This is a genomic window from Flavobacterium sp. B114r (genome assembly GCF_056824125.1).
This window is the reverse complement of the sequence record NZ_CP124858.1, coordinates 5,815,763-5,840,470: the sequence shown is the minus strand read 5'-3', so window position 1 is coordinate 5,840,470 and position 24,708 is coordinate 5,815,763. Positions and strand designations below refer to the sequence as shown.

Genomic DNA, 24,708 nt, shown 5'->3' with positions numbered 1-24,708 from the left:
AGATTCAGATAAATTTTTTTATTATTGATAAAGATTCTCCTAATAAAAAAGGAGCAATTTTATTCCGTATTTCGGGATAACAAATATGTGAACAAATTTCTGTAAAAAAAAATATTTTGCCCTCTAATTTTATAAAAAAATGTTGTAAGTGAACTTTAAGAATTTAAATTTTTTTAATATATAAATAATGAAAAATCATCAAACGCAAGTGCGTGTTCGTTACTCTGAAACCGATCAAATGGGAGTGGTTTATCACGGAAATTATGTTCCTTATTTTGAGATAGGACGCGTGGAATGGCTTAGAAACAAAGGGATTTCGTATAAAAGTATGGAGGAAAGCGGAATTGGATTGCCGATTGTTTCCATGCAAATAAATTATAAAAAATCAGCACGCTACGATGAGCTTCTTACGATTCATACCGCTTTCAAAAGTCAGTCGTCTGTTAAGATCGAATTCGAGTGTGCGATTTATAACGAAGCGAATGAGTTATTAACAACGGCGGCGTTTATTTTAGTATTTATTTCGTTAAAAACAGGTCGTCCGACGGCGCCTCCAGATTACATTTTAGAATTGTTTGAAACATTGATATAATTGTTAAAATGAGATAGGTTTTTGTATCAATTTATATAATTTTGATATCGATTTCAAACATTAAATCAAAAATGTCGAATACTGATTCGGCATTTTTTTTGCGCGTTTTTGTCTTAATTTTGCCAATTTGTAAGCCTGAAACTTCATCAATTTCCATTTCCTGAGACGTGATTTCCAGTTTTTTTTCCTTAATAACGCGCATTATTTTGTTCATGTTTTTATAATCAAAAGAGATTAAAAAATGAACATCGATAGTTTTTTTGATAATTTCGCAAACATCGAGAGTCATTTGTGCTGTCGTTTTGTAAGCTGCTATTAATCCGCCAACGCCTAATTTTGTTCCGCCAAAAATTCTAACTACGACAACCAAAATATTTGTTAAGCCAAAAGATTGTATTTGTCCGTAAATTGGAGCTCCGGCAGTATTGCTTGGTTCTCCATCGTCATTGGCACGATAAGAAATTTTTGGTGCTGTGCCTAATTGGTAGGCATAACAATAGTGTACAGCATGAGGATGCTGTTTCTTTAAGTTTTCGATAATCGGTTTTACTTCGTCTTCGTGTTCTATAGGAAAGGCGTATCCAAAGAACTTACTTCCTTTTTCCTTAAAAAGTATTTCTTCAGATTCAAAGGCTATGGTTTTGTAAGTGTCGTTATATTCCAAAAGTAAATTTCTAAATTAGTTTATTGTTTTTTAGCCGTAGAGTTAATTTTACCGCAAAGGGCGCTAAGGTTTTTTACTTTGCATGGCTTTATAGACGCAAAGTTCTCAAAGCCGGATTCAATACAATCCCGATAGCTATCGGGATTGCCAACTTTGCATTTTCTGATCATACAGATAGATAAAAAACCTTAGCGCTCTTTGCGGTTAATTACATCAATAATTGTAAATCATTTTGACAAAGTATACGTTAGCTACAATATCTTTTTCTCAAATAAATCTACAACATCTTCCTGTCCAACTTGTAAATTCCAGATATGAAAACCTAATGCGGCGGCAGAGTCCGTGTTTTCTTTTTTATCGTCTACAAACAAAGTTCGTTTTGGAGATAATTCATGTTTGTTGATCAGGTAATGAAAAACTTCAGCATTTGGTTTTCGCATTCCAATTTCAAATGAAAAATAGACTTTTTCGAAACATTGGTAAAAATCGCTATAGAATGAAATTCCAGTTTTGTTTTCGAAAGTAGCAATATGAATCGAATCAGTATTGCTCAATAGAAATAAGCGGTATTTTTGAGAAAGCATTTGTAGAAATTCTAATCGATACAAAGGGAAATCTGCAAGAACAGCATTCCATGCTTTTAATATTTCTTCAGTTGAAGCGTTTGGAAGTTCTTTTTGAAATCCGGCCAAAAAATCATCATACGAAATATCCCCGGTTTCGAATAAAAGATTCAAACGATCTAATTCAGTATTCCACTCCGTCATGCCTAATTGCTGCAATCCTGAAATGGTTGCTTGTTTATCTAAATTGATAAAAATATCTCCAAAGTCAAAAATTATAGTATCAATCATGATTTCTAATGTTTAGTAATTCGTCGCTTTGAACGTAACTTTTAGTTGTGTTTTTCTTTTGAATAACCGGTGCTTTTGTTCCTTTTTCGAAAGTGATTTCTCCGATAAAAATTCGGGCTTCATCCCAGATATTTTGATCAATAAAAGATTGTAAAGTTTGTAACCCGCCCTCGATAATGACAGACTGAATTTGGTTTTGATACAAAACAGTTACTATCTGCGGAATTATATTTTGATTAAAATCAATTACTTCAAAGTTAGTGTTTTCTTCTGAAAAGGTTATTTCAGATTTTGTAAATACAATTGTTTTTACACTATTGTCAAAAATAAAACTGTCTTTTGCGATACGATTGTGCTGATCTAAAACAATTCTAACAGGATTATTTCCTGCCCAATCCCTGGTATTTAATTTCGGATTGTCATCGATAACAGTTTGTGTTCCTACTAAAATTGCCTGTTCTTCACTGCGCCATTTATGAACCAATTGTCTGGAATATTGATTAGTAATCCAGATAGGTTTTCTGTCTTTGTTGATCTCTTTTTCAGGAGATAAAAAACCATCCTGGCTTTCGGCCCATTTTAATATAATATAAGGTCTTTTTTTCTGATGAAAAGTAAAAAAACGTTTGTTGAGCTCATTGCATTCTTTTTCTAAGACACCAACGGTTACGTTTGCTCCGGCGGCAATTAATTTTTTAATACCATTTCCGGCCACTTTTTCATTAGGATCAACAGTTCCAACAACAACATTCGCAATCTGGTGCTCTATAATTAAATCGCAACATGGCGGTGTTTTGCCAAAATGACTGCAAGGTTCAAGACTCACGTAGATAGTTGCCTTCTTTAAGAGCGATTTGTCTTTTACAGATCGAATTGCGTTGACTTCGGCATGTGGTTCTCCGGCTTTTTTGTGCCAGCCTTCGCCAATAATTTTGTTTTCGTAAACAATTACGCTTCCAACCATTGGATTTGGATATGTGGTTCCAAAGCCATTTTCTGCTAACTCGATGCAGCGTTTTATGTATTTTTCATGTATATTCACAATACAAAAGTAGTTATTTTTGTTTAGTTCAATAGTTAACGATATAGTTAAGAAACTATCAAAAAACTATTTTACTTTTGTAATATAGTATAGGAATAAGGAAATATGAAAAATTGCATTATCAGGTCAATTAAAAAAGAAGACAATCAGGAAGTTGCTCAATTAATACGATCAGTTTTTGATGAAATGGAAATTCCAAAAGTGGGTACAGCTTACGAAGATCCATATTTAGATTTAATGTTTGAGGAGTATAATAAACCGCAATCAGTTTATTTTGTAGTTGAAAACGAAGGAAAAATTTTGGGTTGTGCAGGTATTGCGCCGCTGGAAAATGGAGATCCTGGGATTTGTGAATTACAAAAGATGTATTTTTTGCCAGAGACGCGAGGTTTAGGAATTGGTTCTGAAATGATGCAGAAATGTTTAGAACAGGCAAAAGATTTTGGTTTCGAAAAATGTTATATCGAAACCATGCCATTCATGCATGCTGCCCAGAAATTATATAAAAAATCAGGTTTTGAATATTTAGATGCTCCTTTAGGAAATACAGGGCATAGTTCTTGTCCAGTCTGGATGTTGAAAAACTTGTAAAATTGCTATGAAAAATATAATACTTACATTTTTGGTGTTTTCGATTTTGGTTTCCTGTAAAGATGATAAACTAGTAAAATCTCAAAAATCTCAAATTCCTGTTAAGACTCAAATTGTTAAAGATTCTGTCGTAAGGGATGAAGATATTGTGGATGAGGATATAAAAAACGATTTTGAAATTTTGCTGCCAGATGGTTATAGAGATGATCGGGGTAAGAACCCTGCTAATTCTTTAAATAAAAACTGGATTGATTTATTCGAGGAAGCTGGAACATATTATTTAGGGAAGGCTGATTTTACAATCGAAAAAGGATTTGATGAATGTGTTGGTGATTCTTTAAGATCAATTGTTTCTAAAAATAAATCACTTTTGTTTATGGACTATCCGGAATTGAAATTAGGAAAAATAAAGTCTTTGAAATTGGCTAAAAACAAGATCTGGCCAGGTGAAAAAGTAACTTTAAAATTCAATGATACTGACTATGTTTTCAGGGCTGAAGGAAAAGTACTTTCGACTGAAAAAAGAAGCTTAGATGATAATAAGCAAGAGATCTATAAAAAAGTAGAAAACTATAAGCTTTATTTGAAAGCGAATAACGGTCCTGAAAAATTGCTTTTGCAAGTAGAGACTTTCAATGATACTTTTGTTGAATTACTTTTTGCCGGAGATATTGATAATGACGGAAAACTGGATTTTATTTTTGGTGCTAACAGAGATTATGAGGAAACACGTGTGATGTTATTTCTTTCTTCGAAGTCTGAAAATGATGAGCCGGTAAAAAAAGTTTCTCAAATCGCAATACAATTCGATTGTTAACAGAACCCAGATATAAAAGTGTTAAATTAAAGACTGCTTAAATATAAATTCAAGTATAAATGAGAATTAAACAATACCGCACTCAGTTTATTAAAGAGTTATCGCCCTTTTACGATGCGTATGAAGCAGAAAGTTTTTTCTATTTAATTTTAGAAGACAAACACAAATTACGACAAATTGATTTAGCATTAAATCATGAATTGACTTTTTCAGAAAGTGATTTTGTGGTATGGGATTCATTACTAAGTCAATTAAAAAAAGAGATTCCTATACAGTATTTATTGGGTAAAACTCATTTTTATGGTATGGAGTTCGAGGTAAATGAAAATGTTCTGATTCCGAGACCTGAAACAGAAGAATTGGTAGAATGGGTTATCAATGAAAATTCGAAGATTAATCCAGCTAAAAAAATCAAAATTCTTGACATTGGAACAGGAAGCGGATGCATTGCCATTTCTTTGGCGAAAAACATTCCAAATGCACAAGTGTATGCTATTGATGTCTCGAAGAAAGCTATCGAAACCGCTAAGAAAAATGCAGCTAATAATAAGGTTGAAGTCAATTTTATACTTCAGAATATTTTAGAAACGGAGGCGTTAAAATGTAATTTTGATATTATAGTTTCAAATCCGCCTTATGTTCGTAATTTAGAGAAAGAAGAAATTAAGAAGAATGTTCTGGATCACGAGCCGCATTTGGCGCTTTTTGTAGAAGACAATGATGCTTTGATCTTTTATCGAAAAATTGCTGAACTGGCTCAGAAAAATCTGCTGGAAAACGGACAATTGTATTTTGAAATCAATCAGTATCTTGGATGCGAAATGAAAGATTTGTTAGAAAAAATGAATTTTGAAAACATCGAATTGCGAAAAGATATATACGATAATGACCGCATGATTTCTTGCAAGGTTTCTAAAGCGTTGTAGGTGGATTATATAACAAAAACCTAAGATGGAAGATCAAATTGATACTGAACGAAGTTATATTGAAATGGATGCTTATTTTTCGACCATAGCAATTAAGTCTGTAAAAGAACTTGTTGAAAAACGTTTTGAAAACCATGTAAAAACTAATTCTTATTATGATTTTATAAATTGGCATAAAGCTGAAAATGAAATTCTACTGGCGACATTTCGCGCTCCTGATGCCTTACCATTATTAGAAATTTTTGATTGTGTCTTTAATAAAAATAATCCTGAAGAATATCTTTTTCAAAAATGTAAACTTATTCATTCTTTATGGAACGGATGGGTTCCTGAAGGTAGTATTTCAAGAGGAAATAATCATGTTATAGCATTACAATTTGAAAATGCGATCCCGGAAATAGTGTATAGGCTTCATGAAGAAAATCAGTATAGGCCTACCGCACCATCTGATGGTTTTAGATTAGGATTATGTTTTGAAAGTGATTTTCCAATGATTAGCAAAAATATTAAAGCACATTTTGATAAAAAACGCAATAATGAGAAGACTTTGTGAATTTCATTTATAAAAGATCTTAAAAGAATGAAATTTCTAATCTAGCCCCGATAGCAGTGAAAAATCTTTTATGCCGGTGTTTGGCATAAAAGTTTGAAACTAATAGCGGGACTAATGGTTTTTTGAAACAATTAATTTCTGCTTCAAATACTATCAATTTTATTTGTTACTGTAAGCTGAGACTGAAAACTGAAAACTATTCATAGCGCAAAGCTTCGATAGGATCAAGTTTAGCGGCTTTTATTGCTGGATATAAACCTGAAACGATGGCAACGGTAAAACTGGTTGCAAAAGCAGCAAAAATAGCCACCCAAGGCACTACGAATACAAAACTCATTGCAGTTGCAATTGCAAATCCTAAAAGAATTCCGATTATAATTCCAATCAAACCGCCAATTTGTCCAATCAATAAAGTTTCGATAAAAAACTGAACAGCAATAGTGGTCTTTTTTGCTCCTAAAGCTTTTCTTACCCCTATTTCGCGAGTACGTTCTGTCACCGAAACGATCATGATATTCATCAAAGCGATTGAAGATCCCAGAATGGTAATAACGCTTATAATCCAGGAAGCCCAGCCTAAATATTTTGTGATGCCCAAGATACGATTGATCAAATCATCACTTCTGCCAATTCCGAAATTATTTTCACGAATCGGACTCAGTTTTCTAACTCTTCGCATTGTACTTGTAGCATTATCGATAGCTTCGTCTAAAAGTTCTTTTTTAGCAACCATTACGCTCAATGTATAATTGATGTTTGGAGCAGTAAATAAGGAACGTGCAACCTGAATTGGAATTAAAACACGTAAATCCTGACTGTTTCCAAACGTTGACCCTTTTTCTTTTAAGACTCCAATGACTTTAAAACGAGCACCGCGAATAGAAATTATTTTGTCGATTGGATTTACATCTTTCAATAAACCTTTCTCAAAATCTGATCCTACAACACACGAATAGGTATTGTTGTCAATATCAAACTGATTAAAGCTTCGTCCTAAACTTACCTCTAAACCTGAGTTGGCGATAAAATGCTCGTCGACACCAAGAATGGTAATTTCCGGATCTGTTTTTCGGTCAGAATATTTAACTTCTGCGGTTTTTGTAGCCGTAAAAGACAAGGAAGTTTCTGTAAAGGGATATTTGTATTTGTTTTTGAAGGCAACTGCTTCCGGATAGGATATAATTGGATTTACAATTTCACGCTCATTACTTCCACGATTTTTAAGGTTGTTTTCGTATTGATTAATATTGAAAGTGTTTGCTCCCATAGAAGCAAAATTGGTCGAAATAGTATTTTCGAGTGCCGTTACAACGGTTAGGATTCCAACCAAAGCGGTAATCCCGATTGCGATAATTAAAACGGTAAGAATAGTACGCAGTAATTGTGTTTTGATAGAACCAAAAGCAATTCGGATATTTTCTTTAAATAATTTTAGCATCATGACCAATTTGTCACGAAAATACGTTTTTTGTTACAAGTTTGTTTTCGAACAAGCATTATTTATTTTAAAAAACAAGATATTTGCAGTCGATTAGAATTTATGAGGAATCTAAATTCTGCGAAAATCCAATAATCTAAAAAGATCATTTATATTTAAGACTTCAAGCAAAGGAAATCTAATAATCTAAAGATCTAATAATCTAAAGATCTAAAAAAAATGGCTTCAAAACCAAGTATTCCGCAAGGGACAAGAGATTTTTCACCTGCAGAGGTGTCAAAACGTCAATATATTATTCAGACCATAAAAAATAATTTTGAGAAATTTGGTTTTCAGCCAATCGAAACACCTTCGTTTGAAAATTCAGATACCTTAATGGGGAAATATGGAGAAGAAGGCGATCGTTTGATTTTTAAAATATTGAATTCAGGTAATTTTTTCTTTAATAAAAATAAAATCGAATTACCCGAATCCATAGAAGCATTACAATCTAATTCTGCAGAAACAATAGATTTGAATCAAAGAATTGAGTTAAATAAATTTACCGGAAAAATTTCAGAGAAAGCATTGCGTTACGATTTAACTGTTCCGTTTGCAAGATACGTGGTACAGCACCAAAACGAAATTGAATTTCCTTTTAAGAGATATCAAATTCAACCGGTTTGGAGAGCTGACAGACCTCAAAGAGGGCGTTACAGGGAATTTTATCAATGTGATGCTGATGTTGTAGGTTCAAAATCATTGTGGCAGGAAGTAGAACTGGTTCAATTGTATGATACGGTTTTTACTTCTTTAGGTCTTGAAGGTGTTACGATAAAAATTAATAACAGAAAAATATTATCCGGAATTGCCGAAGTGATCGGAGCATCAGATAAATTGATCGATTTTACGGTAGCACTTGATAAACTGGATAAAATTGGTGAAGATGGTGTGAAAAAAGAAATGATCGAGAAAGGTATTGCTGAAGAGGCTTTGGTGAAAGTTCAGCCGCTTTTTAACTTTACAGGATCGTTTGCAGATAAAATCAGTCAGCTTTCAAATTTATTGGCTGAATCTGAGGAAGGAATGAAAGGAGTAGAGGAATTGAAGTTTATTTGTGACAATGTGGCAACTTTAGGTTTGTCAACAGCCACTTTGGATCTTGATGTGACTCTTGCCCGTGGACTGAATTATTATACTGGGGCTATTTTTGAAGTAGCAGCGCCAAAATCGGTATCAATGGGTTCTATTGGCGGTGGCGGAAGATATGATGATTTAACCGGTATTTTTGGTTTGAAAAACATGAGCGGTGTTGGGATTTCTTTTGGATTAGATCGTATTTATTTAGTTCTGGAAGAATTGCAATTGTTTCCTGAAACTGTTGCGGCAACATCAAAAGCATTGTTTATAAATTACGGAGATGCAGAGGCTTTATATGCTTCACAAGCCATTCAAAAATTGAGAAAAGAAAATATAAAAGTAGAATTGTATCCGGATAATGTAAAGGTTGGAAAACAGTTTCAATATGCAGATAAGCGCTTGATTCCGTTTGCTGTAATTGCAGGAGATCAGGAAATTGCATCAAATTCATATTCTCTTAAAAATTTAGTGACAGGAGAACAGGTTTCTGTTGATTTTGAAGGGTTGAAGGCTGTATTGCTGGCTTAAGAGGTTTAAATGCGTTACGAAATTAACCGCAAAGAACGCTAAGATTTAGGCAGAGTTCGCAAAGTTTTTAGTTGATTAAAGAAGATGGAGTCCGCAAAGCTTTGTGATGATTATTGATAAAATAATTCGTAAAGATTCGTGAAATTCGTGGCGAAAAATTAACCGCAAAGTGAGCTGGAATTAATTTTACTTCACGCATAGAAAACATAAAGTTCGCAAAGCTGGATTAACACAAAGCTTTGCGAACTTTGTGTTTTTGTAAAACTATATTTTTAAAATCTTAGCGTTCCTTGCGGTTAATTTCGTAAAGTTTTTTGTTCTAATAGAAGAAGTTGTGTTTTACAAAGCTTTGGCGGTGATTGTGTTACTGAAATATTAGCATTTATCAGCTTAAAACTTTTGAAAATTTGCGTGAAATTGTTGGTGAGAAAGAAAAAAAAGCATTTAATTTGCCGACCTTAAGTTACGGGCGTAGTTCAAGGGTAGAATAGCGGTCTCCAAAACCGTTGATGGGGGTTCGAATCCCTCCGCCCGTGCAACTATAACAGATCAAATAAAAAAAAGCTTCGTCTGAAATAGTCGAAGCTTTTTTTAATATAAGGTAAACTTGAATTAATAATTATTTATAAAGCCGAGGCCAACCCTTAAATTCAATTTTTGGTAATAATTTAGTTTTCAATTTGGAACTCAAATATAGTATAAACTAAAACGTAATAGTCTTAAAATTATAATAAATTTTATCTGACTGGTTTTGCTTTTTAAGTAGTTCAGTTTTAATAAAGTGACAATTTGACATTTTATAAGATTTGGCAGTACTTTTGCAATCCAAAAGAAAGAATAAAAAATGAAGTTTAAGAATATTTTTAAAAATAAAAGTAATATGACTACGGAAAATACAGAGTTCGATCAGGAATTAGATGATGTAACGTTAGAGAACAATGCCAACGGTGAACAATTAATTGTTGAAGAATTAAGTGTTGAAGAGCAATTGGCTCAAGACTTGGCAAAAGAAAAAGATAAGTTTTTGAGACTATTTGCTGAATTTGAAAATTACAAAAAAAGAACTTCAAAAGAGCGTATAGATTTGTTCAAAACTGCAAACCAGGATGTTTTGGTAGCAATGCTGCCTGTTTTGGATGATTTTGACAGAGCGATTGTTGAAATCAACAAATCTGATGATGAAAATCTGAAAAAAGGTGTTGAGTTGATTCATGAAAAATTAAAAAACACTTTGGTTTCTAAAGGTTTAGAGCAAATTGAAGTTAGACCAGGAGATGCTTTTAATGCTGATTTTGCTGAAGCAATTACCCAAATCCCAGCTCCGTCTGAGAAATTAAAAGGGAAAATTGTTGATGTTATCGAAAAAGGATACAAATTAGGAGACAAAATCATTCGTTTCCCTAAAGTTGTTACCGGAAACTAAAAAATGCAAATAAAATGTTTTGGAGTTCAGTAATTAGTTAACTGAAGTTTGAAATTATCCTGTCCCGAATCTTTGGGATTGGATGGAATTTATTCTAATTATGAAAAAAGATTTTTACGAAATACTAAGCATAACAAGAAGTGCTGATGCTGTCGAAATTAAAAAAGCGTACCGAAAAAGTGCGCTTAAATATCACCCGGATAAAAATCCAGGCGACAAAGAGGCAGAAGAAAACTTTAAACTAGCGGCAGAAGCTTATGAAGTGCTAAGCGATCCTAACAAAAAAGCAAAATACGACCAATACGGACACCAGGCTTTTGATGGTTCAGGTGGTTTTGGTGGTGGTGGCCATGGTGGTATGAATATGGATGACATTTTCAGCCAGTTTGGTGATATTTTTGGAGGTGGATTTGGCGGTTTCGGAGGCGGAGGCGGAGGTCCTCGTCGTGCTAAAGGAAGCAATCTTCGAATTAAAGTAAAATTAACTTTAGAAGAAATTGCGAATGGTGTTGAGAAAAAAGTAAAAGTAAAACGTAAAGTTCAGGCTAAAGGAGTAACATACAAAACGTGTTCGACTTGTAACGGTCAGGGACAGGTAATGCGTGTAACCAATACTATTTTAGGAAGAATGCAATCTGCAACAACTTGTCCTACTTGTGGTGGTTCTGGTCAGATTTTAGATAAAAGACCTTCAGAAGCAGATGCACAAGGAATGGTTGTAGAAGATGAAACTGTTTCAATCAAAATTCCTGCTGGAGTTGTTGATGGTATGCAATTAAAAGTTTCTAATAAAGGAAATGATGCTCCGGGAAATAGTATTCCTGGTGATTTAATTGTTGCTATCGAAGAATTAGAGCACGAATTCCTGAAACGTGAAGGTGAAAACATTCACTATGATTTGTATATCAGTTTTCCTGAAGCAGTCTTAGGAGTTTCTAAAGATATTGAAGCAATCAACGGAAAAGTTCGTATTAAGCTAGAAGAAGGTATCCAATCCGGAAAAATCTTAAGATTAAAAGGAAAAGGTATTCCAAGTATCAACGGTTACGGAAGTGGTGATTTATTGGTTCATGTAAATGTATGGACGCCAAAAACGTTGAATAAAGAGCAAAAACAATTTTTTGAAAATGCTTTAACCGACGAACACTTTATTCCAAGTCCTGAAAAATCAGAAAAATCATTTTTTGAAAAAGTAAAAGATATGTTTTCATAAGCTTCGCTTTTTCTGAAATATTTAAATAAGTTTTAAAAAACCCATTCTAATGTAAATTTAGAATGGGTTTTTTGCTTAAATATACAAAGATTCGTTTCGAATTATTTACTTTTACAAGCTCTTGGTCATAATGATCAAACTGAAGCAGAAAATCTTAAAAATAGCATGAGCAACTTACTCGAAGTACATAAAGTCGTAAAACAATACGGTGATTATGTAGCGCTTAACGAAGTTTCATTAAATGTGCCAAAAGGTAGTATTTACGGACTATTAGGTCCAAATGGAGCCGGAAAAACTTCTCTTATCCGAATCATAAATCAAATTACATTGCCGGACAGTGGCGAAATAATTTTGGACGGAGAAAAATTGCAGCCAAAACATGTGCAGACTATTGGTTATCTTCCGGAAGAAAGAGGTTTGTATACTTCTATGAAAGTAGGCGAGCAATGTTTGTATTTGGCACAAATGAAAGGATTGTCTAAAGCCGAAGCTAAAGTACAATTAGAGTATTGGTTTGACAGGTTAGGAATTCAGGGCTGGTGGAATAAAAAAATTCAGGAACTTTCTAAAGGAATGGCACAAAAAATTCAGTTTGTGGTTTGTGTATTACACAAGCCGAAATTGCTGATTTTTGATGAGCCTTTCTCAGGATTTGATCCAGTTAATGCCAATATCATAAAAGATGAAATTTTAGCCTTGAAAGAACAAGGGGCAACCATTATCTTTTCGACACATAGAATGGAAAGCGTTGAGGAGCTTTGTGATCATATTGCTTTAATTCATAAATCAAATAAATTAATAGAAGGAAAACTAAGCGATGTCAAACGTCAGTTTAGAACCAATAGTTTTGAAGTTGGAATTTTAACGAGTAATGTAGAAGGTTTGATGTATGACATTACACAAAAATTTACCGTTTCGCCGGCAAACTTCAAATCATTAAATGATGATTTGAAATTAGATATTCAAATAGGGGATTCTACTCCAAATGAGTTATTAAACATTCTGACACAACGCGGACAGGTAACCCATTTTGTAGAAAAAATACCGAGTGTAAATGATATTTTTATTCAAACAGTAACTGAAAACAAAAATTAAAATATTTATGAGCATCATTTCGTTGATTATAAAAAGAGAGTTTATTGCAAAAGTTCGTAATAAATCTTTTGTTGTCATGACTTTTTTAAGTCCGTTATTGTTTGTGGCAATTGCAGGATTTATTGGTTATTTAAGTTCGATGAAAGCAGAGACCAAACGAATCGCCATTCGTGACGAAACAGGTTTGTTTGCAAATGATTTTGTAAAGCAGAATAAAAATCAGACTCAATTTAAATATCTCAATTTATCTCAAATTGATACAAAAGCATTAAAAGACAGTATTACCAATGAAAGTTTTGATGGTTTAATTGTTATTCCAAAAACAAATAACTTAAAAGATTTAGAAAGTAAAATTGAGTTTATTTCCAATAATAGTCCCAGTATTTCTTTTATTGAAAAAACGCAGGACGTAATAGGAGAAAAAATAACCAAAATAAATCTTGAAAATGCACAACTGGATACTCTGGCGATTCAAAAAGCACAATCTGCAGTTAATATTCATTTGGTAAAAGCTTCCGGAGAAGAAAGTCTAAAAGGATTAAATGAGATAAAAATTGGTATTGGCGGAGCCTTTGGATATTTGATTATGATGTTCATTATCATTTACGGAAATATGGTAATGCGAAGTGTAATCGAAGAAAAAACGAACCGAATTATCGAAATTATTATTTCATCGGTAAAACCATTTCAGTTAATGATTGGTAAAATTATCGGGACTTCGCTTGCGGGATTGTTACAATTTATGATTTGGGCGATTATTGGTTTAGGATTAATGTATGCGGCTTCGGCATTTTTTGGAGTAAATGTTGGCCCAACGGCAAGAATTTCACCTGAATTAATGCACTCAGCACAACAGGAAATGACAGGAACGGCTCAAATGTATATCAGCGAATTATGGAATCTGCCAATTGCAAGTATCCTAATTGGTTTTGTGATTTATTTTATTGGCGGTTACTTTTTGTATAGTTCATTTTATGCCGCAATTGGAGCAGCGGTTGACAATCAAACAGATTCTCAGCAGTTTCTTCTGCCTATTATTATGCCGCTTATTTTAAGTGTTTACATCGGATTTTTTACAGTTGTAAATGATCCTCACGGAACCATTGCAGTAGTGTTTTCTATGATTCCCTTGACCTCGCCAATTGTAATGTTAATGCGACTTCCGTTTGGAGTGCCGTGGTGGCAAATCGCAATTTCGGTATCATTATTGTTTGCTACGTTTTTCCTTACAGTTTGGTTCGCTGCAAAAATTTACCGCATTGGTATTTTAATGTACGGCAAAAAACCAACCTGGAAAGAATTGTATAGATGGCTTAAATATTAGTTTTTATAGGTGCAAAGGCTCAAAGTGACAAAGGTTCAAAGGTTTTTTGAAATTTGTTTTTTGTAACTTGGGATAAGAAACTTTAAGAATTATATAAAGAACATAAAAAGATATTACTAATAACAGGTAAAAGGTCTAGTGGTTACGAAGAATTTAAACTTTGTGCCTTTGAACCTTTGCAACTTTGAACCTTATAAAAGAATGAGCAAAATACTAATTATAGAAGACGAAGCATCGATCAGAAGGGTTTTGGTAAAAATCTTATCAGAAGAGAATGATACCTATCAGGTAGAGGAGGCAGAAGATGGAGTTGCGGGTCTTGAAAAGATAAAAAACAACGATTACGATTTGGTTTTATGCGATATCAAAATGCCAAAAATGGATGGTGTTGAGGTTTTAGAAGAAGCTAAAAAAATCAAGCCTGAAATCCCGATGGTCATGATCTCTGGTCATGGCGATATGGAAACAGCGATTCATACCATGCGTTTGGGAGCTTTTGATTATATCTCGAAACCACCGGATTTAAATCGGTTATTGAATACGGTTCGTAATGCTTTAGATAAAAAACAACTTGTTGTTGAGAATAAAATCCTGAAGAAAAAAGTAAGCAAAAACTACGAAATGGTAGGAGAGAGCGAAGCGATTAATCATATTAAAGTAATGATTGATAAAGTTGCTCAAACCGAAGCGAGAGTTTTGATCACGGGGCCAAACGGAACCGGAAAAGAATTGGTAGCACATCAATTGCATGAAAAAAGCGAACGCGCCAATTTTCCTATGATTGAAGTAAACTGTGCTGCAATACCAAGTGAATTGATCGAAAGCGAATTGTTTGGTCACGTAAAAGGAGCATTTACATCTGCGGTAAAAGATCGCGCAGGAAAGTTTGAAGCAGCAGATAAAGGAACTATTTTCTTAGATGAAATTGGTGATATGAGTCTTTCGGCGCAAGCCAAAGTTTTACGTGCTTTGCAAGAAAGTATGATTACCAGAGTAGGTGCAGAAAAGGATATAAAAGTAGATGTGCGTGTTGTGGCTGCAACCAATAAAGATCTAAAAGTTGAAATTGCCGAAGGTCGTTTCAGGGAAGATTTATACCATCGTCTGGCTGTAATTTTGATAAAAGTTCCGCCATTGAACGAAAGGCGTGATGATATCCCGGCTTTGATAAGACATTTTTCGGCCAAAATAGCTTTAGAGCAAGGAAATGTCGTTAAAGTATTTTCGGCGCAAGCCATACAATTATTGCAAGAGTATGATTGGACAGGAAATATCCGTGAACTTAGAAATGTTGTAGAAAGATTAATCATTTTGGGAGGAACTGAAATTTCTGAAAATGACGTAAAAATGTTTGCAAGCAAATAGATGCTTTGCGCAATAGGCTTTGGCTATTAGAATAAATAATTTTTGCTTAAAGCGTAGAGCTTAAAGCTTAAAGCTTAAAAAATATGAAACTAAAAAAAATAAACGAAAAGTTACAAGACGCTTTAATAGAAAATGGTTTAACAGCAGCAAATATTTTGCAGCAGGAAACTTTTTCTACCATAAAAAGTGGTGCTGATTGTATTATACTTTCTCCGGCAGGAAGTGGAAAATCGACTACGATTGTAATAAATGTAATTCAGCAATTAGCCGGTCATACAGAAGAATCGCCCCGTGCCTTAATTTTTGTAGAAGATAAAGCCAAAGTGTTAGAAATGGAAGCGCTTTTTGAGAAATACGGAAAATACTCTAATCTTGAAGTTTATGGCGTACACGACAAAGGTGATACTGATTATGATAAAAACTATATTTCGACCGGAGTAGATGTTTTAATTGGTACGCCAAATAAATTGAGTGATATGTTTACAACGGCAGGTTATAATGTAAACCGTTTGAAAATGTTTATTATAGATGATGCTGATCCTATGTTGAAGTTGCGTCACGAAACTAAAATAATGCGTATTTCAAACAGTATCACAAAAACACAACGTATTATTTTTGCTGAAAATTTGACAGAACGTATCGAAATTTTAGCTGATAAAATGATGTTAGAGCCTTATTTATTTGATATGGATGAAGAAGGTGAAGAAGAACTTGATGAGGAAGAAGAGGATATTCAGGAAGAAGAATAAAGTCGCAGTTTTCAGTTTCAGTTTTCAGTTTTAGGCTGTAAACTGAGACTGAGGCTAGATACTAAAAGATAATATATGGAAATATTGAAAACACTTAAATTTTTAACAATTGTGCTGCTTGCATTTTTTGTTGTTATTTATGTGATCATTCTTTCTTATGTTTATTTTAGTCAGGTTGGAATGGTTTTTCAGAGTGCTAAACTTCCAAAAGACTATCAATTCGATTATCAGAATAAATTTGAGGAAATAAATATTGCGTCTTTTGATGGTGTGAAATTGAATGGACTATTGTTTGAAGCTGAGCAATCTAAAGGTTTGGTTTTTTATCTTCATGGAAATGCAGGAACCTTGGAGACATGGGGAAAGATCGCGAAAATTTATACTCAGTTAGGATATGATATTTTTATTTTAGATTACAGAAGTTTTGGTAAAAGTGAGGGTGAAATTGATAATGAAGCACAATTGAATAAAGATGTTTCGATTGCTTATAAAACATTAGCTAAACGATATCCTGAGAGTAAAATTATCATTGCAGGTTATTCCATTGGTTCCGGATTTGCAGCTATTTTAGCTTCGCAAAATAAACCAAAAGCTTTAATTTTGCAGTCGCCTTATTATAGTTTTACAGATTTATCCAGTAATAAAGTACCGTTTTTTCCGAATTTCATGAAGAAGTTTGGTTTGGAAACGTACGAATATCTTCCAAAAATTAAAGCGCCCATTTATATTTTTCACGGAATGAATGATCAATTAATTCCTTATGAAAATTCTGTCAGGTTAAGTCGGCTTTTAAAAAGCAATAGCCATTTTTATCCGCTAAAAGGTCAGGAACATATTGGAATGAATGAAAATAGTGGTTTTCAAACTCAGCTAAAAATAATATTACAATAAGAATATAAATAATAAAAAACAAAAGGTTATGGGATTAATGAAAGTGTATTCAGGAAGCGAAGTTTTAGCACTTGCTTTACAAGAAAGATTAGAAGAAGCCGGAGTTGAAACAACAAAAAAAGATAATATTCAATCTGCCCGCTTAGGAGGTTTTGGACAATCTGGTTTGGCAGTTGAGGTATTTATTCAGGAAACAGATTTTGCTAAGGCAAATCCGGTTATCGAAGAATTCAGAATGAGTATCTAAAGAAAGTTTTCAGTCTCAGTTTACAGTTTTTAGTCTCAGTGAGCACTGAAAACCTAGATTGTATACTGCGGCTAAAAAATGTAAACTAAAAAGAAATGCAATATAAAATGCTAGTGCTTGACATGGATGATACCTTGTTGACAGACGATCATAAAATTTCTGAATTAAATAAAAAAGTACTTCTTGAGGCTCAGGCAAAAGGTGTTCATGTGGTTTTGGCTTCCGGCAGACCAACATCAGCAATGACGGCTTATGCAAAAGAGTTAAAATTAGATGTGTACGATTCGCATATAATTTCGTTTAATGGTGCTATAATTAGCACAGTAAAAGATGATCTTATATTATTTGAACAATCATTAACTCCGGAACAAATTTATGATTTATACGATTATAGTGTAAAGATGAAAACGCATATCATTACTTATATTGATGGAGAAATTGTTAGTGAAACTGATTCTGAATATATCGACATCGAAAAAGAAATTACGGGATTGCGACATAATAAAGTGCCTGATTTTAAAGCAGCAGTTACAAAGCCTGCCGTAAAATGTATTTTATTAGCAGAACCTTCTTATCTAAAAGAAGTAGAGAAAGATTTAAAAATAGCAATGCCTCATTTGAGCGTTGCAATGTCTAAACCTTTTTTCTTAGAGGCCGCTCAAAATGGGATTGATAAGGCGGCGAGCCTGAAACTTTTGGCTGAAAAGTTAAACATTCACCAGAGTGAAATTATTGCAGTAGGAAATGCAGGAAATGATCTTACAATGATAGAATATGCAGGACTTGGAGTTTGGGTTGATAATGTTACGCCGGAACTGCGTGACAGAGCAGATGTAATTGTGGCTTCGAATAATAATGACGGCGTTGCGGAGGTAGTGCAGCGTTATATTTTAAATTAAATTTATTTGAGATGAGAGAACCAATAGAAACCGAGCGTTTGATTTCACGAGAATTGACAGCATCAGATGACAAAGGAATGTTTGAATTAGACTCTAACCCGAACGTACATATTTTTGTTGGTAAAAAACCGGTAAAAGATATTGACGAAAGTCGCTCTCATATCAAAAATATTCAGCAGCAATACAAAGATTTTGGCGCAGGCCGTTGGGCGGTCATTCTAAAAGAAACCGGAGAGTTTATAGGTTGGTCAGGAATAAAATTCATTACAAATGAAATCAACAATCATAAAGATTTTTATGAAATAGGATATCGTTTTATCGAAAAACATTGGGGAAAAGGATATGCTACTGAAGCTGGAAAAGCTTTTATAGATTATGCTTTTAATGTAATGAAAGTAGAAACACTTTATGCGTATGCAGATGAAGGGAATGAAAACTCCAGAAGAATATTAGAAAAGCTGGGTTTGCAGTATGTAAACTCTTTTGAATATGAAGGAGAGTTAGAAGTTTGGTATGAATTAAAAAATCCAAACTTATAAAATTATTCTAGGAAATGCGTTCTAAATCTTTGTACTCTTATCTCGTTAAGATTTACAAAGATTTAGAAAACAGCTCGTAGTTTCTAATACTTAAATTAGATATTATTTTTTAGCTACAGAAACAAAATATTTATTTCCGTCACCCATTGTCAGTTTAACACGTTCATCGCAAAGATCGATTGCAAAATTGGCACTTTCGTAACAAGTACAAGTAGTATTTTTGTCTTTAGACATTTCAGTTTTGCAATTGTTATTTTTAAAAGTTGACAATTGTGGTGTGTATAAGCTCACTAAATCAGTAGAAGCTGTTACTAAAGAAATAATACTTGCTGAATTATTATTAGTAATTCTGTAAACAATTCTATCAGTATAATTTACTTCATTTACAGTTACTTTACGAATATAAGTGTAAGCAGTCGAGCCTTCACTCGGTTCTTTTACTTCAAATTTAAATCCAACCGCACGAATTGCAATATCAAATTGAGATTGAGAGTTTAAACTCGCCCAAGTTGTCAATGTACTAATAGAAGGAAATGGATTAGCAGCTGGAGCAGTATTTTGCGCTTGCGAGCTAAAAAGGGTTAAGAACATCAAGCAGATTGTGGGTAAAAATGCTTTCATATGGATTTTTAATTTATAATTTTGCCTACTCTTTCTGGTTTTCGGCCTTCCCATTTTTTATAACAACAAAACAACAACATAACGAGGGAAAATCAAAATTGTTATGAGCAATTTATTGTTTAAATAATAAAAATTTATAGAAACATTTTTAAGGAAGTGAAATTACCTTTAAAAATGATTTAAACAAAGTTAAATGTAAGAAAATTTGAATTTAATCTTGCTAAAAACGTATTTAATCGATGTTATTTGCATTTAATCGATGATTTTGTCAATTTATTCTTATTGAAAAAAAAGTGCCAGTTTTTTGCAGATAAAATTTATTAATTGCTCTTAAGGTTTATTTGTGTTTTTTTATGAAGTCCTGAAATACATGTTTCGTTCAAAATATTGATATATAGTGTATTATTGATTTTATTTTAAAGAATATTGTACGTAAATTTGCAAACTCTTTAAAAGAGATGTAAATATAATATCTTACTACTTAAAACGTAGTTTATTCCCATGGAAAATAGAAAAAAAGTTGCCTTTTATACGCTTGGTTGCAAACTGAATTTTTCAGAAACTTCTACAATTGCCAGAAACTTTAATGATGAAGGTTTTGATCGTGTTGATTTTGAAGAAATAGCAGACATTTATGTCATCAATACCTGTTCTGTTACAGAGAATGCAGATAAGCAATTTAAGCAGGTTGTAAAAAAAGCAATGAAACTCAATGATAAGGCTTTTGTTGCAGCAGTAGGTTGTTATGCACAACTAAAACCTGAAGAATTAGCAGCAGTTGATGGTGTTGATTTAGTTTTGGGTGCTACCGAAAAGTTTAAAATTACCGATTATATTAATGATTTGAGTAAAAACGACATGGGCGAAGTTCACTCATGTGAAATTTCCGAAGCTGATTTTTATGTAGGAAGTTATTCTATTGGAGATCGTACCCGTGCTTTCCTAAAAGTTCAGGACGGCTGCGATTATAAATGTACTTATTGTACGATTCCGTTAGCAAGAGGGATTTCCAGAAGCGATGCTTTAGAAAATGTCCTTCAAAATGCCAAAGAAATTTCGGCTCAAAATATAAAAGAGATTGTTTTAACCGGAGTAAATATTGGTGATTACGGAAAAGGGGAATTCGGTAACAAAAAACACGAGCATACATTTCTTGATTTAGTTCAGGCTTTAGATAAGGTGGATGGAATTGAGCGTTTGCGAATTTCATCAATTGAACCTAATTTGCTAAAAAATGAAACAATAGAGTTCGTTTCTAAAAGCCGCACTTTTGTCCCTCATTTTCATATTCCGCTACAATCAGGAAGTAATGATATTTTAAAACTAATGAAACGTCGTTACCTGCGTGAAGTCTATACAGAACGAGTAAATAAAATTCGTGAAGTAATGCCGCATGCTTGTATTGGTGTTGATGTAATTGTTGGTTTTCCAGGTGAAACTGATGAGCACTTTTTAGAAACCTACCATTTTCTTAATGAAATGGATATTTCTTATTTACACGTATTTACCTATTCAGAAAGAGACAATACAGAAGCTGCCAATATGCCAGGAATTGTTCCTGCAAATGTGAGAGCAAAACGAAGTAAAATGTTACGCGGATTATCAGTTAAAAAACGTCGTGCTTTTTACGAAGGTCAATTGGGATCTAGCAGAACTGTTTTGTTCGAAAGCGAAAATAAAGAAGGATACATTCACGGTTTTACAGAAAATTACGTAAAAGTAAAAACACCCTGGAATCCTGAATTAGTAAACACATTACATGAAATCAATCTGACAAAAATTGACGAAGACGGAAGTGTTCGTTTAGAGTTTTTGAATAAATTGGCAGAGGCATAGTATGTATTTAAGATAGTTGTCATTTCTGACAAAAAACAGAAAAGCCCTTTTTTTTAGAAAGGGCTTTTCTGTTTTCGAAAACTTTGTCAAAGTTGAATGTTAATTGTATTTTAGAATAAATTATTTCAAATTAATTTTTTTCCGACTCAATTTTAAACTTTCATCATTAGGATCTGTTTCTAATTTATAGACCGTTTTGTTTTCGATAAAAATTCTTTTTTGCAAGTCCTCATTTGTAAATCCATCACAGCCTGTTTGAACTGAAAAAGTTTCTATAATTTGTTTCCACTCTGAATTTTGTAAAGAGTAAGTCGTCATAGAATAAGTGCATCCGTTCATAGGAGCCTGAAAAACTGAAAAATCATCTTTTCCATCATTGTTTAAGTCGCCTTCGTTAATAAGAGTCGCTTCGCAACAATTAATAGGTATGGGTTTTAATGAAGCATTGCTAAAACTAATTGTATACTCGTCCGGAGTTCCGTCTTCTATAGGATTTCCTTCTCCTTGTTTTGTTTTTGTAACAGTCGCAAACTCATTTTTCCCGTCACCATCAAAATCACCTTCGATTTTTGTACCCACCAAAAGTTTACTTGTTTTTTCTTCTTGCGAAGTTTTACTTTCCGTTTTTACAGAAACAGAATCTTTGTTTGTGATTTCAGGATTTACATCCTCAATTTTGCTTTTCTGAAAGCAGGAAACCAAGAGAAATAATGCGGGTAAGATGATAAGTTTATTCATATTCTATTTCTGATCTTGCGGAATTACCAATTTCAAAGAATTGATATAATCCGTATCAAACTCAATAACTCTGATCTTCTCCGGATTAAAACTCAGTTCGCCACCAAACTGACCTTTTATGTCCAGAAAGTCGATGGTTAGTTCTTCGTCATTCAATTCTATCAGTTTCCCTAAATAGGCAGATTTTGCTGATTTTTTAGAAATCTGAAAAATACCATATTTAGTATTTACATAATTTAGGATATTGCTTAAATCCCTAATCGGAATAATATCTTCGGCATTTGTTTTTAGGCCTTTAAGGCGAATAACTTTTTCTGTAAATTCAAGATCTTGATCTCTGTGAACGGCTTCGATATTTTTGTTTTTCAGAATTACAAAACCATCTAATATAAAATCTTCAGGATTGTTTCTTAGTAAAATCCAATCGTCAGAGTAGTCAATAAGAAAACCGGTAAAAAGTTCTTTTTTATCTGTAAATTCTATTGCAATTAATTGTCTTAAATATTGTTCCATCATATATTTTTTTAAAATTCCAAAATTAAAATTCCAAATTCCAATTCGATCAGCGGTTGGAATTTGGAATTTAAAAAGATTGAAAACTATTTTTTTAAGGATTAGTAGACCAGATACTGCTGTTTTTTATAAAAACTCTACGGCTTAATTTCAATTGAGCAATGATTAATTCCGCAACATCTTCAGACTGCATTACTTTATCAGGATTACCATCTGTCAGGTTTAGATCTTTTGCCATATCAGTTGCTACTGTACTTGGTGTTAATGCCGTAACACGAATATTGTGTTTTCTCATTTCCTGCATTAAAGAATCAGTCAGGCCTAAAACAGCAAATTTTGAAGCACTGTAAGCGCTTGTTAATGCATTTCCGTTTAATCCGGCTGTAGAAGAAATATTGATAATATCGCCAGTTTGTCTTTCGATCATATTAGGGATAACGGCGCGAGTTGTATAATAAGTTCCCATTAAGTTAACCTTAATGATGTTTTCCCAAGCGTCCGGCTCTAATTCCAGAAACTTTCCGAAAGAAGCAATTCCTGCACTATTAATTAAAATGTCTATAGTTTTAAATTCTGCTAAAGCCTTTTCTACCGCATTATTGATAGAGTTAATGTCAGAAACATCAGCAGATAAAGCTAAAGATTTTACGCCTAAAGCAGCAGTTTCATCAGCCAATTGATCAACATCAGCCTGGGTTCTTGAAACTAAAATTACGTTTACGCCTTCTTTTGCAAGTGCAATCGCAATTGCTTTTCCAATTCCTTTTCCTGCGCCGGTAATTAGGGCATTTTTATTTTTTAAGTCTGTCATGATTTATTTTTTAGAAATGCAAAAAGCATCATTTTAGTTACACAAAAATACAGTTTTTGCTTCCTAAAACGATGCTTTCAGTTATTTTCTTAATCTAAGTTTAACAACTTTTTTATTCTTTGAGTACCATGTCAATACACATAACAGCTGCAAGGATTAATTGTCTCAGCGGACTATCCGTGGCAACGGTTTCTTCGACTTTTAATACATAATTATCAGCACTGGTAAAAAACTCTTTACCCATTCCTGCCCATTTTTTACTGACCTGAGCCAATTGTTTATTTTCATGATTGAATTTAAAATCCCAACCAGTCCATTTTCCCTGAAGAGTTGCGGCAGTTCTTTCGTTTTGGTCCAGAATTTCGAACTTTCCTCCAATAGATAATAGTTTTTGTTTAAATGTTCCCACCAAACGATCTTTCTCATCAAAAACTTCAACAGTCGAGCGAAACCATGCAATACCGCGTTTTACAGAAATTAATTTTTCTCCCGAAGCAGTGGTGATTTCGATATCAAAAGGCGTCATTCTTTTGTAGTCAGTAAAACGAAATACTTTTGTAAAGAAACCCAAGTTGTTTTCTCTGCAATTCATTATAATCTGATTGGTTGCAGGATCATAAATGTCATAATTATTAGCCGCTTTAAACATTCCGATATGTTCTTTTACAAGAAATAGATTCTGATTTAATATAGGGTTCATTATTTTTTTTGAAATTGATTTGTAAATATTTTTACCTGAGTAAATTTTGAAGGATTTTCAAAAGGAGTTCAAATGTAGAAAAATATTTGGTGGCATGAAGTAAACAAATTAAAACTTTTGTCTTATTAATCTTCTTTTTTTGTTGTAATAATAATAACTCCGTTTACAGCCCGACTTCCATAAATAGCAGTGGCATCAGTTCCTTTTAAAACCTTAATACTCTCTACATCGTTTGGGTTGACTTTAGAAAATTGTTTCGAATCGATCAAAACGCCATCCAAAATGGTCAAAGGTTCGTTTGATAATGGTCTGGAAACAGTACAGATAATTATTTTTTTACTTGGTATTGGTACTGCAGGCTGAGCTAAATTAGGAGAGATATCTATTTTAGATATTGTGTCTTTTGTTTTTGTAAAAGGTTTGGTTTCTATTTCTGTAGACTTTTTTTCGATATACTCTTTAGAAATTGGTTTGTCCTGCGCTTTTACTACGAAACATATAAGCATAGAAAGTGCTAACGAAATAAATTTTACGTTTTTCATGATGATAATTTTAGGTAAATGATTGGCGTTATCTTTATCAAAGTTTTAAAATTTTGACAAAGATTTTGAGATTAAAAT

At 33.1% G+C, this 24,708-nt stretch carries 27 protein-coding genes and 1 tRNA gene; 18 read left to right on the top strand and 10 right to left on the bottom strand.

Features of this window, described 5'->3' with window-relative positions:
• Positions 1-187 precede the first annotated feature (187 nt).
• Positions 188-592, top strand: a complete 405-nt coding sequence (locus QLQ94_RS24335) for an acyl-CoA thioesterase (RefSeq protein WP_271334476.1) — start codon at positions 188-190, stop codon at positions 590-592.
• 31 nt (positions 593-623) lie between these two features.
• On the opposite strand, the gene QLQ94_RS24330 is transcribed toward QLQ94_RS24335, so the two are convergent.
• The 3 genes from QLQ94_RS24330 to ribD all read right to left on the bottom strand — a co-directional run bounded on the left by QLQ94_RS24330 (position 624) and on the right by ribD (position 3,152).
• On the bottom strand, positions 624-1,256 hold the full coding sequence (locus QLQ94_RS24330; protein WP_482498773.1) for an IMPACT family protein: 633 nt from the start codon (positions 1,254-1,256) through the stop codon (positions 624-626).
• A gap of 251 nt (positions 1,257-1,507) precedes the next feature.
• A complete protein-coding gene (locus QLQ94_RS24325) occupies positions 1,508-2,110 on the bottom strand; it encodes an HAD family hydrolase (protein WP_271334474.1) in 603 nt (200 codons plus the stop codon).
• A complete protein-coding gene (ribD, locus tag QLQ94_RS24320) occupies positions 2,103-3,152 on the bottom strand; it encodes a bifunctional diaminohydroxyphosphoribosylaminopyrimidine deaminase/5-amino-6-(5-phosphoribosylamino)uracil reductase RibD (protein WP_271334473.1) in 1,050 nt (349 codons plus the stop codon). Before ribD ends, QLQ94_RS24325 begins: the two co-directional genes overlap by 8 nt.
• Before the next feature lie 105 nt (positions 3,153-3,257).
• On the opposite strand from ribD, the gene QLQ94_RS24315 reads away from it, so the two are divergent.
• Genes QLQ94_RS24315 through QLQ94_RS24300 form a run of 4 tightly spaced genes read left to right on the top strand, consistent with a single transcriptional unit; the run spans position 3,258 to position 6,039 of the window.
• The gene (locus QLQ94_RS24315) at positions 3,258-3,743 is read left to right on the top strand and encodes a GNAT family N-acetyltransferase (RefSeq protein ID WP_271334472.1); all 486 of its coding nucleotides are present in this window, start codon (positions 3,258-3,260) and stop codon (positions 3,741-3,743) included.
• Positions 3,744-3,750: 7 nt separating this feature from the next.
• A complete protein-coding gene (locus QLQ94_RS24310) occupies positions 3,751-4,560 on the top strand; it encodes a hypothetical protein (protein WP_482498770.1) in 810 nt (269 codons plus the stop codon).
• 59 nt (positions 4,561-4,619) lie between these two features.
• Complete coding sequence (gene prmC / locus QLQ94_RS24305) at positions 4,620-5,486, top strand: peptide chain release factor N(5)-glutamine methyltransferase (protein WP_271334470.1); 867 nt, start codon at positions 4,620-4,622, stop codon at positions 5,484-5,486.
• Between the two features lie 25 nt (positions 5,487-5,511).
• Positions 5,512-6,039 (top strand): hypothetical protein, encoded by a 528-nt coding sequence (locus QLQ94_RS24300; RefSeq protein WP_482498768.1) that lies wholly within the window; start codon positions 5,512-5,514, stop codon positions 6,037-6,039.
• A 196-nt stretch (positions 6,040-6,235) separates the two neighbouring features.
• On the opposite strand, the gene QLQ94_RS24295 is transcribed toward QLQ94_RS24300, so the two are convergent.
• Positions 6,236-7,480: an ABC transporter permease gene (locus QLQ94_RS24295; RefSeq protein ID WP_271334468.1), complete on the bottom strand. Its 1,245-nt coding sequence runs from the start codon at positions 7,478-7,480 to the stop codon at positions 6,236-6,238.
• Positions 7,481-7,696: 216 nt separating this feature from the next.
• On the opposite strand from QLQ94_RS24295, the gene hisS reads away from it, so the two are divergent.
• From hisS to QLQ94_RS24235, 12 genes are all read left to right on the top strand, one after another.
• Positions 7,697-9,124: a histidine--tRNA ligase gene (gene hisS / locus QLQ94_RS24290; RefSeq protein WP_482498766.1), complete on the top strand. Its 1,428-nt coding sequence runs from the start codon at positions 7,697-7,699 to the stop codon at positions 9,122-9,124.
• 465 nt (positions 9,125-9,589) lie between these two features.
• Positions 9,590-9,660, top strand: a tRNA-Trp gene (locus QLQ94_RS24285).
• A 308-nt stretch (positions 9,661-9,968) separates the two neighbouring features.
• Positions 9,969-10,547, top strand: a complete 579-nt coding sequence (locus QLQ94_RS24280; protein ID WP_271334466.1) for a nucleotide exchange factor GrpE — start codon at positions 9,969-9,971, stop codon at positions 10,545-10,547.
• Positions 10,548-10,647: 100 nt separating this feature from the next.
• Positions 10,648-11,760 (top strand): molecular chaperone DnaJ, encoded by a 1,113-nt coding sequence (gene dnaJ, locus QLQ94_RS24275; RefSeq protein ID WP_271334465.1) that lies wholly within the window; start codon positions 10,648-10,650, stop codon positions 11,758-11,760.
• Positions 11,761-11,925: 165 nt separating this feature from the next.
• Complete coding sequence (locus QLQ94_RS24270) at positions 11,926-12,855, top strand: ABC transporter ATP-binding protein (RefSeq protein WP_271334464.1); 930 nt, start codon at positions 11,926-11,928, stop codon at positions 12,853-12,855.
• Positions 12,856-12,862: 7 nt separating this feature from the next.
• On the top strand, positions 12,863-14,179 hold the full coding sequence (locus QLQ94_RS24265; protein WP_482498763.1) for an ABC transporter permease: 1,317 nt from the start codon (positions 12,863-12,865) through the stop codon (positions 14,177-14,179).
• Between the two features lie 201 nt (positions 14,180-14,380).
• Complete coding sequence (locus QLQ94_RS24260) at positions 14,381-15,544, top strand: sigma-54-dependent transcriptional regulator (RefSeq protein WP_271334462.1); 1,164 nt, start codon at positions 14,381-14,383, stop codon at positions 15,542-15,544.
• 83 nt (positions 15,545-15,627) lie between these two features.
• Complete coding sequence (locus tag QLQ94_RS24255) at positions 15,628-16,293, top strand: DEAD/DEAH box helicase (RefSeq protein ID WP_482498762.1); 666 nt, start codon at positions 15,628-15,630, stop codon at positions 16,291-16,293.
• Positions 16,294-16,368: 75 nt separating this feature from the next.
• Positions 16,369-17,184 carry an alpha/beta hydrolase gene (locus tag QLQ94_RS24250; RefSeq protein ID WP_482498760.1) on the top strand — a complete coding sequence of 272 codons (816 nt, stop codon included), beginning with the start codon at positions 16,369-16,371 and terminating at the stop codon, positions 17,182-17,184.
• A 28-nt stretch (positions 17,185-17,212) separates the two neighbouring features.
• Positions 17,213-17,431 carry a putative signal transducing protein gene (locus tag QLQ94_RS24245; RefSeq protein WP_271334460.1) on the top strand — a complete coding sequence of 73 codons (219 nt, stop codon included), beginning with the start codon at positions 17,213-17,215 and terminating at the stop codon, positions 17,429-17,431.
• 95 nt (positions 17,432-17,526) lie between these two features.
• Positions 17,527-18,330, top strand: coding sequence for a Cof-type HAD-IIB family hydrolase (locus QLQ94_RS24240; protein ID WP_482498758.1), 804 nt, complete (start codon positions 17,527-17,529; stop codon positions 18,328-18,330).
• A gap of 11 nt (positions 18,331-18,341) precedes the next feature.
• Entirely contained in the window at positions 18,342-18,869 is a 528-nt protein-coding gene (locus QLQ94_RS24235) for a GNAT family N-acetyltransferase (protein WP_482498757.1), read from the top strand.
• Between the two features lie 102 nt (positions 18,870-18,971).
• On the opposite strand, the gene QLQ94_RS24230 is transcribed toward QLQ94_RS24235, so the two are convergent.
• Positions 18,972-19,490 carry a hypothetical protein gene (locus QLQ94_RS24230; RefSeq protein WP_072961981.1) on the bottom strand — a complete coding sequence of 173 codons (519 nt, stop codon included), beginning with the start codon at positions 19,488-19,490 and terminating at the stop codon, positions 18,972-18,974.
• Between the two features lie 501 nt (positions 19,491-19,991).
• Here QLQ94_RS24230 and mtaB point away from each other — a divergent pair.
• Positions 19,992-21,326: a tRNA (N(6)-L-threonylcarbamoyladenosine(37)-C(2))-methylthiotransferase MtaB gene (gene mtaB, locus QLQ94_RS24225; RefSeq protein ID WP_482498755.1), complete on the top strand. Its 1,335-nt coding sequence runs from the start codon at positions 19,992-19,994 to the stop codon at positions 21,324-21,326.
• A gap of 120 nt (positions 21,327-21,446) precedes the next feature.
• On the opposite strand, the gene QLQ94_RS24220 is transcribed toward mtaB, so the two are convergent.
• The 5 genes from QLQ94_RS24220 to QLQ94_RS24200 form a co-directional block, all read right to left on the bottom strand.
• On the bottom strand, positions 21,447-22,064 hold the full coding sequence (locus QLQ94_RS24220) for a hypothetical protein (protein ID WP_482498754.1): 618 nt from the start codon (positions 22,062-22,064) through the stop codon (positions 21,447-21,449).
• Between the two features lie 3 nt (positions 22,065-22,067).
• Complete coding sequence (locus tag QLQ94_RS24215; protein ID WP_482500004.1) at positions 22,068-22,577, bottom strand: hypothetical protein; 510 nt, start codon at positions 22,575-22,577, stop codon at positions 22,068-22,070.
• Positions 22,578-22,671: 94 nt separating this feature from the next.
• A complete protein-coding gene (locus QLQ94_RS24210) occupies positions 22,672-23,388 on the bottom strand; it encodes a 3-ketoacyl-ACP reductase (protein ID WP_271334454.1) in 717 nt (238 codons plus the stop codon).
• A 112-nt stretch (positions 23,389-23,500) separates the two neighbouring features.
• Positions 23,501-24,088, bottom strand: a complete 588-nt coding sequence (locus QLQ94_RS24205; RefSeq protein ID WP_271334453.1) for an LURP-one-related/scramblase family protein — start codon at positions 24,086-24,088, stop codon at positions 23,501-23,503.
• A gap of 125 nt (positions 24,089-24,213) precedes the next feature.
• Positions 24,214-24,630, bottom strand: a complete 417-nt coding sequence (locus QLQ94_RS24200) for a TonB-dependent receptor plug domain-containing protein (RefSeq protein ID WP_482498752.1) — start codon at positions 24,628-24,630, stop codon at positions 24,214-24,216.
• Positions 24,631-24,708: the final 78 nt, after the last annotated feature.